Here is a 13143-nt window from a genome sequence, read left to right on the forward strand (position 1 = left end):
GCGCGCCGGAACCTCTCGATCGCACCACTGGGACCGAAGTGCCGGCCCCCACTTCGCGACGCGCACTGGTCCGGACGGCCGTGGTGGCGCTCGTGGTGGTGACTGCGGTGCTGACGGCCCCGCTCGTGGGATCGTGGCAGTTCGATCCCCGGTTCACGCCGCCCGAGACCGACGAGGTGACCGAAACCAGCGCCGAGTTGCCCACAGCTGAACCCTCCGCCGAGCCCCCCGCACCCGAGGCCCCGCCTGAGGAGTGGGAGCTGCCCGACCTGACGTGGCTGCTCGTCGTGGTCGCTGTGCTCGCCGGTCTCGTCCTGCTCGCCCTGCTGGTGCGGCTGGTGCTGTGGCTCCGCCGGCCGACACCGCCTCCGCCCCCGGATCCAAGCGTGCTGGCCGGTGCGGGTGACGCCGAGGATGAGCCCCAGATCCCCGTGCTGCACCGCGGGGTGCGCGCCGCCGTGGCGCACCTGGAGCAGATCCGGGAACCGCGCGATGCGATCGTGGCCGCGTGGCTGGCACTGGAGGAGGCCGCTGCTCGATCGGGCGTCCGACGACGGCCGGCTCAGACTCCCACAGAGTTCACCGCCGCTGTGCTCACCCGGACCGGGGCAGACCAGCAGGCCGTCACCGCGCTGTTGCGGCTCTATCACCGCGCCCGCTTCGCCACTGCTGAGCCCGGACCGGCCGACGTGGGCGCCGCCACCGAAGCGTTCGCCGCACTCACCGCATCCTGGCCGGAGCTCGCCGAGCGCCCAGATCGCGTTGCCGGCCCAGACAACCCTGATAGCCCGGATAGCCCTGATACCGAGGGGCCCCCCCGATGAGCGCGCCGGCCAGACACCGCCACCGTGCCTGGTACCCCTACCTGGGTGCGGCAGCACTCGGCATCCTGGCGTGGGCAGTCGGCCTGAGTGTGCCGCACGCGACGCTGCTCACCGGGGCGGCGGTGGCACTGACTCTGGTGACCTCCGTACTCGGCTTCGGGGACCGGTCCACGTGGCCCGTTCTGCCCTACGGGCGCAGAGACGGCGCCCGCAGGGATGTCTCCGGCCTTACCTGGACGATGCTCAATCGTGGCGGAGGACTCTCCGAAGCGGGCGCACGGCGTCTGCACCTCGCCCTGACCGAGTCCTTGCGCCTGGAAGGCACTGGCGCCACGTCGGCGCGCGCCTCTGATCTGTTCGGCCCACACGTGGCTCGCTGGCTCGCCGAACCTCCCGGTCCGCACAACCCCACGGCCCCACCCGACCGCGCCACCGCCCGCCGGGCGATGTCCACCGCAGCGACACTGCTGCGCACCCCGCCCACGAGAAAGGGATCCCATGTCCACCCCAGGTGAGCCCAGCGCCCACACCCGGACGGGCGACGACGCCCACTCAGCCGCCCAGACGAGCCTGCCGATCGCCGAGGTGGCCCGCCTCGGCGAGGCCGTGCTCGCGGAGGTGAGCACCGCCGTCGTGGGGATGCGCGGCCCCCTGCGCGTGGCGTTGGCCACCATCCTCGCCGGCGGGCACGTGCTGTTCGAGGACGTTCCCGGGCTGGGGAAGACACTCGCGGCCCGGTGCCTCGCCCGGGCTCTCGGCCTGGACTTCCGGCGGTTGCAGTGCACTCCGGACCTGCTCCCGGCCGACATCACCGGCTCCTACGCCTACGATCCGACCACCGCCGAGTTCGTCTTCCGGCCCGGGCCGGTCTTCACTGGCCTGTTCCTCGCCGATGAGATCAACCGCACCGCCCCGAAGACGCAGTCGGCGCTACTGGAGGCGATGGCCGAACGCCAGGTGACGGTGGAGGGCACCAGCTTCCACCTGCCGGCCCCGTTCCACGTGCTCGCCACCTCCAACCCGGTGGAGTACGAGGGCACCTACCCGCTGCCGGAAGCGCAGCTGGACCGATTCATGGTGCGCCTGGCGGTCGGGCACCCGAGCGCCGAGGGTGAGGTGGACGTGCTCACCCGGAGAATCACGCGACGCACCGAGCACGCCGAGGTGGGTGAGGTGGTCCAACCGCAGACGGTGCTGGCGATGCAGGCAGGGGTCGAAGCGGTCGCCGTGGATCCGGATGTGCTGCGGTACTGCGTCGACCTGGCCGCCGCCACCCGCGCACACCCCGCCGTGGAGGTGGGTGCCTCCCCGCGGGGGTCGCAGGCACTGGTGCTGGTGGCCCGCGCACTCGCGGTGCTGGACGGTCGCGACTTCACCACCCCGGAAGATGTGAAGGAGGTGGCGGTGGCGGCGCTGGCGCACCGGCTCACCCTCAACCCGTCGGCATGGGCATCCGGCACCACCCCGGTTGAGGTGATCACGGCGCTCTTGGATGAGGTGCCCGGACCGGCCACCGCAGGCGGTCGCTCCAATACGGCCACACTGTCCACCGGGCGCTCATGAACGGTCGAAGCACCGGGTTCGGCGCGCTCGTCACGGCTGCCGTGGGCGCCGTGGTCCTGGTACTCGGCCTGGTGGCGGGCCGGCCGGATGTGGCGGTACTCGGGGCGCCGTTCGTGCTGTGCTTCGCATGGGGCTGGTTCTCCCGCCCGACGGCGGCCCCTCGCGTGAGCGTGCGCCGCGCCACCGGTCCGGCACGGGCGGGCACCGTGGGCGCAGTCCTTGAGGTGGGGGCGCCGCGTGGGGTCGAGTCGGTCCGCGTGCGGGTCTCCTCCCCCGGGCACCGCGAGGCGCAGGCGCTGCTCGCCACCGACCGGCCGCGGGAGGTGCCACTGAGGGTGGTCACGGCCCGCACCGGAGCCACCCGTCTGTTCCGCGTGGACCACGTGGCCGGCGCCTTTGACGGCGTCACGCTCACGCACCCGGGGGTGGCCGGCCCGATCCCCGTGGTCGTCCACCCGCCCGCCCGCGAGCTACGCCGGATGCCGTTGCCACCACGCCTGCAGGGACTGACCGGCCCGCACACCTCACGCCGGGTGGGCGATGGGACGGATCTGCATGACGTGCACCCCTTCGCTCCTGGGGACCGGCTGCGCCGGATCGACTGGCGGGTCACCGCCCGCCGCTCCTATGACCCGCAGAGCGGCCGGCTCGGCACCCTCTACACCCGCCGCACGTTCGCCACGGCAGATGCCACGGTGATGCTCGTGGTGGACTCACGGGACGCCGTCGGCCCTGATGTGGACACCTGGGGCGGTGGGCGCGTGGGCGCCGTCGACGAACCCATCTCCCTGGACATCGCGCGTGAGGCGGCCACCGCGGTGGCGCGGGCCACGGTGGCCGCCGGTGACCGGGTCGGGCTGGACGATCTAGGGCTCCGACGGCGGCCCGTCCCGCCGGCGGGCGGGCGGCGGCAGCTGGATCGGATCAGCACCCGGTTGGCGTTGCTCGCTCCAGACAGCTTCCCGAGCCCGCGCGAACGCGCACCGCAGATACCCGCCGCCGCACTGGTGGTGCTCTGCTCCACGTTCCTGGACGAGGAGGCGGCGCGCATGGCCCAGCAGTGGCGTGCTCAGGCCCATCGCGTGGTCGCCGTGGACACTCTGCCGGTGGTACGCACCGATGACCTCGACGGGGTCGCCCTGGCGGCGTATGAACTGGTGCGGCTGGAGCGCGACCTGCGGTTGGAGCGGCTGCGCCGCGCGGACGTGGAAGTGGTGCACTGGTGCGGTGACCCCACAGGTACCGGTGCAACGGGTGGACTCGACGGTTCGGGTGCCGCTCTCGGTATCGATGCGGCATGGCAGCTGCTCTCCCGGCCGAGGAGGACTCGCTTGTGAGCGCTCTGATCGAGTGGTTCGCGAGCGCAGGTGCGCCCCGGCAGCGCCCCGATCCGGCCGTGCAAATCACCACCCGGGCGGCCATACCTGCCTGGGTGCTGCGTGTGGCGGCCGCCGCGGCCATGGTGCTGGTGGGCTGTGCCGTGGCCCCCGGGGTGCCGACGCTCGTGGTGGCGGCGTGCCTGGCGGTGGCCGTGGCCATCGCGCCCCATGGGGCCGTCCCAGCCCTGGCCGTGCTGCTCACCGCGTTGGAGTTGCTACGCCGGCCTGCGGATGCGTCGACCATGGTGGGTCTTCCGGCACCGGTGACGACCGCCGTCGTGCTCTGCGGGCTGCATCTGATGGTGCACCTGTGCCGCCGAGTCGCAGATCTCTCTCCTGGCGCGGCTGTGGAGTGGGCGGCGCTTCGTCGTGGGGCTGTTCCTGCACTCGTGGCCCAGGCGGTGGCGCAGATGGCCGCTCTTGTGGCGCTGCTCGTGGCTGCACCGGAAGCGTCTGTGCCATGGGTGGCGGTGCCTGTCCTGGCCGGTGTGGTGGCGTTGATCGCCGTGGCAGGGCGAGCGCTGCATCGGGCCGAGCAGACGGAGCAGGCAAGGCGTTCCAGGGCAGACGCAGGAGTGGAAGACGGTGCGCCAGTACGATTGCCCCTCCCCCGGTGGGGAAAACTGGACGACTGAGGTGGCGTACCGCAGCGCCAGAGTGCGAGAGGACGGCGATGACCGAAGAGAACTGGGCGGGTTCGTACACCTACCGGGCGGCGCAGATCCACCGGCCGGACACCATCGATTCCGTCCGGCGGCTCGTGGCACAGGAATCGAAGATCCGCGCACTGGGGTCACGGCACTCCTTCCACGATCTGCCCGACTCCCCCGGCGTGCTGGTCAGCCTGGACTCGATGCCCCGGACGGTCCATGTGGACGCCGAGGCGCAGACCGTCACAGTGAGCGCCGGGACCCGATACGGCGACCTGGCCACCGAACTGCACCGGGCGGGGTGGGCGCTCTCGGCGATGGCGTCGCTGCCGCATATCGCCGTTGCCGGCGCGATCGGGACGGGTACACATGGGTCCGGGGACCGGGTGGGCTCGCTGGCGGCGCAGGTGGTGGGCCTTGAGCTCATCGACGCGGGAGGTGAATTGCGCACCCTCACGGACGGCGACGACGACTTCGCCGGTGCAGTGGTGCACCTGGGCGCGCTGGGGGTGCTCACGTCGGTGACGTTACGGGTCGAACCCACCTATGACGTGCAGCAGTACGTGGTCAACGACGTGCCCTGGGAATTCGTTGAGGCGCAGTTCGAGGAGGTGATGTCCGCGGCGTACAGCGTGAGCATCATGACCCGGTGGAACACCCGCGCGGTACAGGTGTGGTTGAAGAGCCGCGACGGCGAGGTGAGCCTGCCGGCGGGCAAACCGGCCACAAAGAAGGAACACCCGGCCGGTCGCGACCCGGAAGGCTGCACCGAGCAGCTCGGCGAGGCGGGGCCCTGGCAGGACCGGCTGCCGCACTTCCGGATGGGGTTCACCCCGAGCAGCGGGCGGGAGATCCAGGCCGAGTACCTGCTGCCCCGAGCCCATGCCAGGGACGCGATCAGTGCACTGCGCGAGCTCGGCCCGATCATTGCACCGTTGCTGCAGACGTGCGAGATCCGCACCGTCGCTGCCGATGACCTGTGGCTCTCCGGCTCCTACGGGCGCGACACGGTGGCGTTCCATTTCACTCTGCTTCCGGAGCCAGTGAAGGTACGGGCGCTGCTGGGCACCATCGAGCAGGCACTGGCCGGGCTGGAGGCACGGCCGCACTGGGGCAAGTGGTTCAGCACCAGCGCCGAGGACATCGCTGCCATGTATCCCCGGATGGAAGACTTCCGGGCGCTCGTGGGCCGGAGCGACCCGCACGGGAAGTTCTCCAATTCCTTCCTGGAGCGGGTGGTCCTCGGCCGATGACAGGTGAACGTGCCGCGGGTGACCTTCAGGTGCGGGCCAGCGGGGTCCGGCAAGTCCACGGTGGCTGGTCACCCGCGCTGGTACCTCAGGGCCGGCGGTCGACCGGCTCCGACTTCCCGTCCAGTGGAACCGAGTTCCTACTGGACCACCTGCACGGGACACCGGGCAACGCCTGATCTGGCGATACGGGCGTCGGCCGTCACCAGGGTCACGTCGTGGGCCTCCGCAATGGCGACGTACCCGGCGTCATAGACGGACAGGTTGGACCGAAGCCGCCAGATCCGTGACACGTGGGGTGCTGTCGGCACCACGGCGACCGTCACGCCAGCCAGATCGGTGACGGCCTGATCGGCGTCCGCGTCGCTGACCTTGCCACCCAACCAGAGACCCCTGATCACCGAAAGCACTTCGGTGCACCAGTGCTCCGGCACGATCCAGGCCGGGTCGGAGCGAAGGATCGCGACGGCGTCTCTCGTGCGCGCATCTGCGAGGTCACCGTGGAGGAGAAGGGCGACCACCGAGGCGTCGGGGACGATCACCGGTCGGTATGCGCCCGCGCGGCATCCTGGGCGGCGAGGATCTCCTCGACCGTCACTTCGGAGGGCCGGGGCCGAGCCGCGATCTCATCGATGACGCCCACGTTGTCGGCGAATTTGGCCTCGCGGAGCACGACGTCACGCAGATACGCCGTCAGGCTCTGCCCCTTCTCCTGGGCGCGCTTGGCCAGCACATCCCGCACCTGCTCCGGAATGTCGCGGATCTGCAAAGCCACCATGGATCGATGGTACATGCATCATGCATGCACCGCTGGAGAGGGGACACGACGAAGGCCCCCGATCCGTAGATCGAGGGCCTTCGTCATCTCTGGTGGCGGGGGGAGGATTTGAACCTCCGACCTCCGGGTTATGAGCCCGGCGAGCTACCGAACTGCTCCACCCCGCGTCGGTGATTCCCACTCTACGTGCGCGGGGAGTGGGGATCAAATCGAGCCGGTGTCGCCCCGGTCACACCTGGGTGCCCTAGTTCGAGCACCTGGGCAACGTTGTGGTCGAAGGCCGGTGGCATTCCGACCACAACGTTGCCCGCGGTAGGTGGCGGGCGCTAGCCGTCGGCCGGCTCCTCGGTAGGCTCCCCCGAGGAATCCTCAGCGGCTGTTCCACCGTAGAGCTCTTCCTCGGCAGCGATCGCGTCCTCCAGTGCGGCTTGCAGACGGTCCTGGGCTTCCCCGTAGGCGGTCCAGTCGCTGTTCGCCAACGCGGTGTTGGAATCTTCGATCGCCTGGCCCGCCGCAGCCAACGCTTCGTTCAGTTGCTGCTGGGCGCCCGTATCACCGGCACCGTCCGGGTCGCCTGAATCGCCCGAGCCGCCCGCTCCGGAGCCCTCATCGGGTTCGGGCTCCACACCCGCATCGCCGGCCTGTGCACCGGAATCGCCCTCGAACACCTGGTCCAGGGCCTCGTCGAGTGTCTGAGCGAACCCGATCTCGTCACCGAAGGCCACCAGCACCCGGCGCAACAGCGGGAACTGGGTACCGCCGGAGGACTGCACGTACACGGGCTGCACGTACAGCACACCTCCACCCACAGGCAGGGTGAGCAGGTTGCCCTGGATCACCTGCGAGCCACCACGGCTGAGGATGTTCAGCTCGTTGGCGGCGGCGGTATCGGAGTCGAAGTTGTTCTGCACCTGCCCAGGGCCAGGCACCGTCACGTCACGGGGCAGCTCGAGCAAGGTGATCGTGCCGTAGTCTTCGGCAACCTCCCCAGGGGTGTCCCCTGGTTCGGCATTGACCGCCATGAACCCGGTCAGCACATTCCGCTCGTCACTGTTGATGATGTAACTCGACGTGAGCGAGAAGTTTGCTTCGTCCTCGCCCGGCATCGCCAGGGTCAGGTAGTAGGAGGGCTGCGGGGTCTCCTGACCGGACGTCGGATCGTCCGGGATCCGCCAGAAGTCACCACCGGTGTAGAACGTGGCTGCGTCGGTCACGTGGTACTCCGTGAGCAACTCACGCTGCACCTTGAACAGGTCCTCGGGATAACGCAGGTGACTCATCAGCGAACCGCTGATCTCGGAGATCGGCTTGATGGTGTTCGGGAAGATCTCCATCCAGGTCTGCAGCACCGGGTCCTCCGGGTCCCAGGCGTACAGCGTGACGGACCCGTCGTAGGCGTTCACTACGGCCTTGACGGAGTTGCGGATGTAGTTGATGTATTCCGGAAGGGCCGCTGCGGCAAGTTGGTCCTGCTCGGTGAGGGAGTCGGTGATCGCCGATTCCAGCTCCTGTCGCGCCGAGTACGGGTACTCATTCGACGTGGTGTAGGCGTCCACGATCCAGACCACCTCACCCTGGCCGTCGTCGTTGGTGTCCACGACTGCCGGGTACGTCGAACCCTCAGTGTTCAGGAACGGCGCCACCCGGGAGACCCGCTCGATCGGATCGCGGTAGTACAGCACCTGCGATTCGTCAGTGACGCGGTCGGAGAACAGGATCTGCTCGCTGCCGAAGCGGGCGGCGTAGAGCAGCTTGTTGAAGAAGCCGCCGATTGAGGGACCACCATCGCCGGTGAACGTGGTGTTCACCTGCCCGTTCGGGGCAGCGTCGTCGGGGTAGTCCAGCTCCCACGGGTCTGTGCCCTCGGGGGCGCCCACGATCGAGTAGTCCGGGGAGTTCGGGCTGAAGTAGATCCGCGGCTCGTACTCGCCGAGCACGCCAGTGCTGGGGATGCCGCTCTCCATGAACTGGGGGCGCCCATCCGCGCTGGTCACGTTGCCGCGTGCGGCCACCACGCCGAAGCCGTGAGTGAAGACCGTGTGGTCATTCACCCAGTTTCGTTCCTGGGACCCGGCGAGGTTGAGCTCACGCACGGCGATCACCGTGTCGGCGCTCTCGCCGTCGACGTCGTATCGATCCACCGAGAGGGTGTCCCGGAAATCGTAGTACTGCCGGTTCTGCTGCAGCTGACGGAACGTCGGAGAGACCACATTGGGATCGAGCAGACGGATACTGGCGGTGGAGTCTGCGTCCTCACGCAACGCGCCAGCCTCGGCCACGGTCTCCGCCTCATAGCGTTCCACCTCGACCCGGTCCAGGTCGTATGCGTCGTAGGTGGCCTCGATATTGCGCTGGATGTACTCAGCCTCAAGGTTCTGCGCGTTCGGGTTCACCCGCACCGACTGAATGATCGCCGGGTAGGCACCGCCCACGAGGATGCCCGAGACCACCATCAATGCCACACCGACCGCCGGCAGCCGCCAGTTCCCGCGCACTCCCGTCCACACGAAAAGCAGCGCCACGAACACACCCACGACGGCGAGGATCGCCTTGGCTGGGAGCACGGCGTTGATGTCGGTGTAGGAGGCGCCGTCGAAGCGTTCGCCGGCGTTGGACAGGACCGAGTACCGGTCCAGCCAGTAGTTGGCGGCGATCGCGAGGGTAATGATGGCGGCAAGGACCGCGGTGTGGGTGCGAGCCGCACGCGTGATCCGCTCGCCTCCCCCAGTCGGCTGCAATGCGCCGTACAGGTAGTGCGTGAAGACCGCGACGATGGCGGAGATGATCGTGGTGGTCATCAGGAAGGACACGATGAAACGCACCATCGGCAGGGAGAACACGTAGAACGAGAGATCAATGCCGAATTGCGGATCTGAGCTTCCCCACTCGGTGGCGTTCATCGCCAGCAAGACGGTCTGCCACTGGGCCGAGGCCGCCGAGCCGGCAAAGAAGCCGGCCACCAGGGGGGCACCCACGAAGACCACCCGGCGCAACGGTTCGAATGCCTCGCGGTACCGGTCCAGATCCTGCTGCTGTGGCGTGGTCGGCACATACATCGGCCGGTTCCGGTACGCCAGGCGCAGGTTCAGCCACAGCGCCCCGCCCATCACCAGGAAGCCGAGCGCGAACAGCACACCGCGAGTAAGCCACTCGGTCCTGATCACCTGGCCAAAGCCGACCTGCTCGAACCACAGCCACTCAGTCCAGAAGCGGGCCAGTATGAGGACGACGACGACGACACCGGCGAGCACCAGCACGGTGGGGAGCAGCGGGCCGCGGCGGCGCTCCCCAGAGGATGGGGAGGCGGGGCGGGAAGCGGCGGAGGACACGGACTACACCTCGGGTTCGTAGGACTCGGGCACGTTCGGTGCGGCTCAACTGGTTCGGTCCTGGCGGCCGACTCGCGCCGCCAGGCGCAGTCGGCCTCAGCTGGACCAACGCATGAGCCGTCCATGAAGTTTCGCATACCTCGCGCTGACTGCGACGATGGGGTGATGACCTCCGAGATCAGCGCACGTACCCGTGCTCTTGCCGTGACCTGCGTGGAGATCGAGCGGCACGTCGGCACACGCGGGTGGGACGGCCCGATCGCCGTGTTCTCGCTCGTGCGATCGGCCCAGATCGTGGCAGCCAGTCCGCACCTCGCCCAGGAGCTTCCCGACGGCGCAGCCGAGGATCCCGAACACCTCACCTCTATCGAGCAGGACGGGCTCCCCGAGGCCGAGACGCTGGAGGATTTACTCGCCCAGCTTGCGTGGCCGGAGACTGTGGACGGTGCCGCGATCGTGGTGGAGCGGATGGTGGTGCCACCGGAGGCGGAGGCGCAGATGCCCACCGATCCTGAGGAAGGACTCGCCTATTTGATGGCGCACCCGGATCGTCAGGACATGCGGATCGCCGTCGGGGTGCTGCGCACCGGGGAGACCTGGTGTGCGCTGCGTTCACGTGCGAACGACAGTGATGATGCCGTCGCGGGCGGTCCGGACGCCGTCCCTGGCCTGGCTCAGGCCCTGGCCAGCACCCTGCGCTAACGCGCCCGAACGCACCCGCCCTTCGCCGAGTGAAGTGGGTGGGTGGCGGTTGAGAGGTGGGTGGGTGGTGGCTAGCAGGCCGGTAGGTCTGCTGTGTCGCCATCGGCGATCGACTCGACGGCATCCCTCGCCTCTTCCAGGGTGCTGATGGCAATCACCTGCAGCCCGTCCGGCACCGCTCCGCTCACCTCACCGCAGTTGCCAGACGGGGCGAGGAAGAACTCGGCACCGTCGCGTTCAGCGGCGAACATCTTCAGGGTGATCCCGCCGATCGGACCCACGGTTCCCTCGAGGCTGATGGTGCCCGTACCGGCCACCACGTGTCCGCCGGTCAGCTCACCCTCGGTGAGCAGATCCACGATGCCGAGGGCGAACATCGTGCCGGCGCTGGGCCCGCCGACGTTGTCGATCTGAATCTGCACGTCCACCGGATACTCGAATTCCGCATCGAGATAGATGCCGAGCACGCTCATCCCGGCGCCGTCATCGGTGGTCACGACGTCAAGCTCGGTCTCCTCGCCGTCTCGGAGCACCTCCAGGGTGACGATGCTTCCTGCGGGTGTCTCGTCCAGCACGTTCGCGAGCGCCTGGTAGGTGGTCACCTCCGTGCGGGCGCCGGCGGAACTGATCGCCGTCACAACGTCCCCCTCGGCCACGACGCCATCGGCCCCCATGGTTGGGTCGGCGCCGACGACCTCGAGTTCGGCGGGCACCTCGTACCCGAGCGACGTCAATGCAGCCACCGTCGCGTTCTCCTGCGAGGAGATCATCTGCTGAGCAGCGATCTGCTCCTGCTCCTGCTCGGTGACCTCGGGATCGATCACCCCTTCGACCGGGAGCACCCGCCGCCCGGGGTCCACCCAGCCACGCACCACACTCCCGGTGTCCACCGGGAATCCGGGTCCGCCAGCAGTAGTCACCGTCGTCAGCCGCAACTGGCCATCGGTCGGGTAGGTCTCGGCTCCGGAAATGGTGATCAGCTCAGTGTCCGAGACCTCTCCGAGGGTGTCGAATGTGGGTCCTGCACCCTGGATGGCGTAGGGCACCGGGGTGAGCATCATGATCAACAGCAGTCCAAGGGTGGCCACGCCGCTGATCAACATCGTGATCGACCGACTTCCGACGCGGCCGGTGAGCGCGTGCAACCCACGTGAAGTGTCGTCCATACCCCCATCATCGCGCGTTCCGCGTGCGCCCTGAGCGAAAGGTCACGTGCAGGCCTGCCCAGCGCTCGAGCGTGTGGTTACCGTGAGGCATGAGCGAGGACTCCCGGGAACAGTGGCGCCAGATGTTGGAGCAGATGCTCGGCAAGGAAGGCGCGGATGAGGCGATGCGCGCCTTCGAGGCCAGCGGGATCGACCCGGGGCAGCTCGGCGGCACCGGCTTCGGCTCCGACCCAGCCCAGCTGCAGGCCGCGATGGCCCAGATGCAGCAGTTGCTGGCCGCGGGCAACGATGGCGACTCGCATTGGAAGATGGCTCACGATGTCGCGCGGCAGGTGGCACACACCGGCGGCGATCCTGCGGTGAGCGCCGCCGATGCCGAGCAGATCCGCAGCGCTTTGACCGTGGCCGATCTGTGGTTGGACGCGGCCACAGAGCTTCCGCCCTCGGGGGGATCGATGATCGCAGCCTCGCGGGCGGAGTGGGTGGAGCGCACGCTGCCCACCTGGCGCGCCGTGGCCGAACCGGTGGGCACCTCAGTGGCCGAAGCACTGGCCACGTTGTTGGACCCGGAACGTCTCGGACCCGACGGCGAGCACGGCGCACCCGGTATGCCTGAGTTGCCCTTCGGCGGTATGGACATCACCGCCATGATGCGCACCCTCGGGTCGGCCTCTTTCGCCATGCAGGTGGGCCAGGGGGCGGGAACTCTCGCCCGCGAGGTATTCGGCGGTACCGACGTGGGCCTGCCCTTGCTGCGTGAGCCCGGTCTGATGATGGTGCCCGCCAATGTCCGGGAGTTCGCCGACGGCCTGGACGCTCCGGAGGATGAGGTGCGGCACTTCCTCGCTGTGCGTGAAGCTGCCCATGCACGCTTGTTCGCGCACGTGCCGTGGTTGCGGGCGCACCTCCTCGGGGCAGTGGAGCAGTACGCGCAGAACATTGACATCGACCTCGATCAGATGGAGGAAGCGGTCCGCAGCATTGATGCCACCGATGTGGATCAACTGCGCCAGGCACTCTCCGCGGGGATCTTCGTGCCGAAACCCACCCCCACCCAGGCCCAGGCCTTGCTGCGGTTGGAGACGGCGCTGGCTCTGGTGGAGGGCTGGGTGGAAGAGGTCACCGCTGCGGCGGTCGCCCCGCACCTTCCCCACGGTGTGCCGCTCCGGGAGATGCTGCGCCGCCGCCGCGCGGCCGGTGGCCCCGCAGAGGACACCTTCCAGACCCTGGTGGGTCTGGAACTCCGGCCACGGCGTGCCCGGGACGCCTCCACACTGTGGGCACTGGTAGCTCGCGAGCAGGGCACCGCCGCTCGCGACCGGCTGTGGTCTCACCCGGATGTGTTCCCGACCGACACCGATCTGGATGCCCCGAGTGAGTTCCTCACCAAACGTGCAGCAGAGGCGATCGCCGACTCTGAGATGGATGCCGCCCTGGCAGCCATGCTGGACGGGGAATCCGATTCCCGTGACGGCCATGGCGAGGACGAGGGGCGCTGAGCG

General features: G+C 68.9%; 12 protein-coding genes and 1 tRNA gene. 8 read left to right on the top strand and 5 right to left on the bottom strand.

The features are described from left to right. The first annotated feature begins 38 nt into the window (after positions 1–38). From LQF10_RS13980 to LQF10_RS14005, 6 genes are read left to right on the top strand one after another with little or no spacing between them, the layout of a single operon-like run. The gene (locus LQF10_RS13980) at positions 39–824 is read left to right on the top strand and encodes a DUF4129 domain-containing protein (RefSeq protein ID WP_231064445.1); all 786 of its coding nucleotides are present in this window, start codon (positions 39–41) and stop codon (positions 822–824) included. Continuing rightward, on the top strand, positions 821–1339 hold the full coding sequence (locus LQF10_RS13985) for a hypothetical protein (protein WP_231064446.1): 519 nt from the start codon (positions 821–823) through the stop codon (positions 1337–1339). The genes LQF10_RS13980 and LQF10_RS13985 overlap by 4 nt, the downstream gene beginning before the upstream one ends. Then, on the top strand, positions 1323–2387 hold the full coding sequence (locus tag LQF10_RS13990; RefSeq protein ID WP_231064447.1) for an AAA family ATPase: 1065 nt from the start codon (positions 1323–1325) through the stop codon (positions 2385–2387). The genes LQF10_RS13985 and LQF10_RS13990 overlap by 17 nt, the downstream gene beginning before the upstream one ends. Next, positions 2384–3724: a DUF58 domain-containing protein gene (locus LQF10_RS13995; protein WP_231064448.1), complete on the top strand. Its 1341-nt coding sequence runs from the start codon at positions 2384–2386 to the stop codon at positions 3722–3724. The genes LQF10_RS13990 and LQF10_RS13995 overlap by 4 nt, the downstream gene beginning before the upstream one ends. Further along, positions 3685–4401 (top strand): hypothetical protein, encoded by a 717-nt coding sequence (locus LQF10_RS14000; RefSeq protein ID WP_231064449.1) that lies wholly within the window; start codon positions 3685–3687, stop codon positions 4399–4401. The genes LQF10_RS13995 and LQF10_RS14000 overlap by 40 nt, the downstream gene beginning before the upstream one ends. Before the next feature lie 38 nt (positions 4402–4439). Continuing rightward, a complete protein-coding gene (locus tag LQF10_RS14005) occupies positions 4440–5669 on the top strand; it encodes an FAD-binding protein (protein WP_231064450.1) in 1230 nt (409 codons plus the stop codon). Between the two features lie 137 nt (positions 5670–5806). Here the strand turns inward: LQF10_RS14005 and LQF10_RS14010 are convergent, their stop codons facing one another. From LQF10_RS14010 to LQF10_RS14025, 4 genes are all read right to left on the bottom strand, one after another. After that, a complete protein-coding gene (locus tag LQF10_RS14010; RefSeq protein ID WP_231064451.1) occupies positions 5807–6208 on the bottom strand; it encodes a type II toxin-antitoxin system VapC family toxin in 402 nt (133 codons plus the stop codon). After that, positions 6205–6444, bottom strand: a complete 240-nt coding sequence (locus LQF10_RS14015) for a hypothetical protein (protein WP_231064452.1) — start codon at positions 6442–6444, stop codon at positions 6205–6207. The genes LQF10_RS14010 and LQF10_RS14015 overlap by 4 nt, the downstream gene beginning before the upstream one ends. A gap of 90 nt (positions 6445–6534) precedes the next feature. Then, positions 6535–6611, bottom strand: a tRNA-Met gene (locus LQF10_RS14020). 159 nt (positions 6612–6770) lie between these two features. Continuing rightward, positions 6771–9773, bottom strand: coding sequence for a UPF0182 family membrane protein (locus tag LQF10_RS14025; RefSeq protein WP_231064453.1), 3003 nt, complete (start codon positions 9771–9773; stop codon positions 6771–6773). Positions 9774–9938: 165 nt separating this feature from the next. On the opposite strand from LQF10_RS14025, the gene LQF10_RS14030 reads away from it, so the two are divergent. Continuing rightward, positions 9939–10475, top strand: a complete 537-nt coding sequence (locus LQF10_RS14030) for a PPA1309 family protein (protein WP_231064454.1) — start codon at positions 9939–9941, stop codon at positions 10473–10475. Between the two features lie 71 nt (positions 10476–10546). Here the strand turns inward: LQF10_RS14030 and LQF10_RS14035 are convergent, their stop codons facing one another. Continuing rightward, positions 10547–11641 (bottom strand): YlbL family protein, encoded by a 1095-nt coding sequence (locus LQF10_RS14035; RefSeq protein ID WP_231064455.1) that lies wholly within the window; start codon positions 11639–11641, stop codon positions 10547–10549. A gap of 89 nt (positions 11642–11730) precedes the next feature. On the opposite strand from LQF10_RS14035, the gene LQF10_RS14040 reads away from it, so the two are divergent. After that, positions 11731–13140, top strand: a complete 1410-nt coding sequence (locus LQF10_RS14040; RefSeq protein ID WP_231064456.1) for a zinc-dependent metalloprotease — start codon at positions 11731–11733, stop codon at positions 13138–13140. Positions 13141–13143: the final 3 nt, after the last annotated feature.

Origin of the sequence: Ruania halotolerans (assembly GCF_021049285.1) — a bacterium.
Classification (GTDB): domain Bacteria; phylum Actinomycetota; class Actinomycetes; order Actinomycetales; family Beutenbergiaceae; genus Ruania; species Ruania halotolerans.